This window comes from Kitasatospora sp. NPDC093558 (assembly GCF_040683475.1).
Lineage (GTDB): Bacteria > Actinomycetota > Actinomycetes > Streptomycetales > Streptomycetaceae > Kitasatospora.
The window spans coordinates 1-3,730 of record NZ_JBFBDY010000609.1 but is presented as its reverse complement, the minus strand read 5'-3'; the positions used below and the strand labels follow the sequence as shown (position 1 = coordinate 3,730).

The 3,730-nt window shown below is 72.0% G+C and carries 2 protein-coding genes and 1 pseudogene; all 3 read left to right on the top strand.

Going from position 1 to position 3,730, the window contains the following annotated elements; genetic code table 11:
• Positions 1 to 1,467, top strand: a 1,467-nt coding sequence (locus AB0O00_RS32395; RefSeq protein ID WP_363657877.1) for an AMP-binding protein, incomplete at its 5' end; no start/stop codon positions are given.
• Positions 1,464 to 3,242 carry an ABC transporter ATP-binding protein gene (locus AB0O00_RS32390; RefSeq protein ID WP_363657875.1) on the top strand — a complete coding sequence of 593 codons (1,779 nt, stop codon included), beginning with the start codon at positions 1,464 to 1,466 and terminating at the stop codon, positions 3,240 to 3,242. The genes AB0O00_RS32395 and AB0O00_RS32390, both read left to right, overlap by 4 nt.
• Positions 3,239 to 3,730 (top strand): annotated as a pseudogene (locus AB0O00_RS32385) (ABC transporter ATP-binding protein/permease); the annotation flags it as partial. The gene AB0O00_RS32390 and the pseudogene AB0O00_RS32385, both read left to right, overlap by 4 nt.

Sequence of the window (3,730 nt, the reverse complement as noted above, 5' to 3'; positions counted from 1 at the left end):
GGCGGCCGCCGCTGGAGCTACCGCGAACTCGACGAACGCGCCGACCGGCTGGCCGCCGGCCTGCACGCCCTGGGCATCGCGCCCCGGGACCGGGTGGTGGTGCACCTGCCGAACGTGGCCGAGTTCCTCGCCCTGTCCTTTGCGCTGTTCCGGCTCGGGGCGATCCCCGTCTACGCCCTTCCCGCCCACCGAGAGACCGAGATCGTCCACCTCGCCCGGCTCTCCGAGGCCGTCGCCTACGTGGCACCGGAAACCCACCTGGGATTCGACCACCGACCCCTGGCCCGGACCGTCCGTGCCCAGGCACCGGCCCTGCGCCACGTCCTGATCGTGGGCGACCCGGATGAGTTCACCGCCCTGGCGGATCTCGACGCCGAACCGGGACCACTGCCCGGCCCGGATCCCGCCGACGTCGCCCTGCTCCTGCTGTCGGGCGGCACCACCGGAGTCCCCAAGCTGATCCCGCGCACGCACGACGACTACGTCTACAACCTCACCGCCAGCGCAGCCGTGACCGGACTCGACGCCGACACCCGCTACCTGGCCGCCCTGCCCGTCGCCCACAACTTCCCGCTGGCGTGTCCCGGCGTCCTCGGCACCCTGTACGCGGGCGGCACCGTCGTGCTCAGTCCCACCCCCAGCCCGGACGACGCCTTCCGCCTGATCGAGCGCGAACGCGTCACCGTCACCGCCCTCGTCCCACCGCTGGCCCTGCTCTGGCTGGAGGCCGCCGAGTGGGCCGACGCCGATCTCAGCAGCCTGCGACTGCTCCAGGTCGGCGGGGCCAGGCTCAAGCCCGACACCGCCGCACGGATCACGCCCACCCTCGGTTGCCGGCTCCAGCAGGTCTTCGGCATGGCCGAGGGACTCCTCAACTTCACCCGGCAGGACGACCCCGACGAGCTGGTCCTGCACACCCAGGGCCACCCGCTCGCCGCCGACGACGAACTGCGGATCGTCGATGCCGACGACCACGAGGTGGCACCCGGCGCAGTCGGCGAGCTCCACGTACGCGGCCCGTACACCCTGCGCGGCTACTACCGCGCCGAGGACCACAACCGAACCGCCTTCACTCCCGACGGCTACTACCGCACCGGCGACCTCGTCCGCCAACTGCCCAGCGGACACCTGGTGGTGGAGGGACGGGTCAAGGACGTCATCAACCGCGGCGGCGACAAGATCCCGGTGGAGGAGGTCGAGAACCACCTGCTCGGCCACCCGGCCGTCCACGACGTCGCGATCGTCGGCATCCCCGATGACACCCTGGGCGAACGCAGTTGCGCCTGCGTCATCACCCGGGGCACCCCGCCGACCCGCGCCGAACTCAACGCGCACCTCACCAGGCTCGGCCTCGCGGCCTTCAAACTGCCGGACCGGATCGAGGTGCTGGACTCCTTCCCCCGCACCGCACTCGGCAAGGTCAACAAGCGGGAGCTGGCCGCTCTGATCGCCGGAGGCGTGCGATGAGCAAGGGCGGACTGGGAAGCGTCCTGGACCTGGTCGCACTCGCCCCGGCCGTTCGCGCCAGGCTCGGGCGCGCGGCCCTCCTCGGCGTACTCGGCGGCATCGGAGCGGTCGTCGGCCACCTCTGCGCGGCATTCGCCGTCGGCGCACTGCTTTCCGGTAACCGGTCCGACATCACCGCCTGGACGGTCGGGGCGCTGGCCGCCCTGGTGACCGCGTTCGCCGCTCGCTGCCTCGCCGAGCACCTCGCCCACGAGGCCAGCTACAGCCTGGAGGTGGTCCTGCGCGGCAGGATCGCCGACGCACTCGCCGGAATGCCCCTGGGGGAGGTGCAGCGGCTGGGCTCGGGCCGGATCAAGAAGATCATGCAGGACGACGTCAAGTCGCTGCACAACGTGGTCGCCGACGCCCTGCCGTTCGTCGGATCCGGCATCGCCCAGCCCCTCGCCGCGCTGCTCGCCCTCGGCGCGGTGCAGTGGCGGCTGCTGCTCGCCGTCCTCCTCGTCCTCCCGATCGCCATGGTGTGCCTGTCCCTGCTCTCCCGCGACTACACCCAGCAGCGCGAGCGCTACAACCAGGCGAACGAGAGCGTCAACGCCGCCGTGGTCGAGTTCGTCCAGGGCATGCCGATCGTGCGGACCTTCGACGACGGACAGGGATCCTTCCGCCGGTTCTCCACCGCCGTCGGCGAGTTCACCGAATCCGTCGCCGGCTGGCTCGCCACTTCGCGGGCTTCCGGCCTGCTGACCCGGCTGTTCATCGTGCCGCTCCCCACCCTGCTGCTCATCGCGGCCACCGCCGTGCCGATGCGCGCGGCCGGCTGGATCTCCGACACCGACCTGCTGCTCGGCCTGCTGATCGGCGCCCTGCCGATCGAAGCCGTGGCACCCCTGATGCACCTGGCCAACCACATCAACGACTCCAAGGCCGGGGCCGTCCGGATCACCGAACTCCTCGGCGCCCCCGCCCTCCCCGAACCGGAGCACCCCCGCCAACCGGAGGGCTCGGCCGTCACACTCCACAACGTGACCTTCCGCTACGCCGCCGACCGGGGCCGCCCGGCTCTCGACGGCATCGACCTCGACATCCCGGCCGGCACGGTGTGCGCGCTGGTCGGACCGTCCGGCTCCGGCAAGTCCACGGTGGCCAGGCTCATTCCGCGCTTCCACGACGTCGAGTTGGGCTCCGTGTGCATCGGCGGCGTCGACGTGCGGAAGATCGGCAGCGAGGACCTCCTCCGGCACATCGCCCTGGTCTTCCAGGAGCCCTTCCTGGTCACGGGCACCGTTGCCGAGAACATCCGGCTCGCACGCCCCGACGCGACCGACGCCGAAGTCCGGGCCGCGGCCGCAGCTGCCGCAGCACACGAGTTCATCACCCGCGAGCTGCCCGACGGCTACGACACCCAGGTCGGCGAGCGCGGCGGGCTCCTCTCCGGCGGGCAGCGCCAGCGCATCACCATCGCCCGGGCGATCCTCTCCGACGCGCCGATCGTGATCCTGGACGAGGCGACGGCCTTCGCCGACCCCGAGAGCGAGGCCGCGATCCAGCAGGCCATCGCCCGGCTCACCCACGGCCGGACCGTCCTGATCATCGCCCACCGACTCAACACCATCGTCGACGCCGACCAGATCGTGGTCCTCGACGGCGGCCGGGTCGCCGAACGCGGACGGCACGCCGAACTCGTCGCCGCCGGGGGCCGATACGCCCAGCTGTGGGCCCGCCACGAACAGGCCGCCCGCTGGGGCCTCACCACCGACCGGGAGACTGTCCGATGAGGCGGATCCTTCGCCTGATGCTCACCGCCGCAGGCCCGTACGCCCCGCAGTTCCGCAGCACCCTGCGGGTCTCGGTCGCGGCCTCCCTCGTTCAGGCCGCCGCCTACGCCACGTTCATCCCCCTGCTAGCGGAACTGACCCGCGAGCCGGTTCGCACCGGCCGCGCCTGGACGAGGGACGGGCTGCTGGCGGCCCTGGTCGCCGGCGAAGCGGCGCTGCGCGTGCGCGAGACGGCGTTCACCTACGACTACTGGCACCTCGTCACCCGGACCACCAGGCTCCGCCTCGGAGCCCGACTCCGGTCCATGCCGCAGCAGGAGCTCGCCCGCCGGGCGGCCGGCGACCTGACCTCCGTCGTCGGCTACAACGCCACCACCGCGGCGGCCGCCATCTCCTCGCTCTCCACGCTCTTCATCCAGCTCATCACCGTCCCGACCGTGCTGGGGATCGTCGTCCTGGCACTCGACTGGCGGCTCGGACTCGTCCTC

What these genes read in the sequence shown, in the direction of transcription:
- AB0O00_RS32390 (WP_363657875.1), top strand. Translation starts at nt 1,464, where the DNA reads ATGAGCAAGGGCGGACTGGGAAGCGTCCTGGACCTGGTCGCACTCGCC.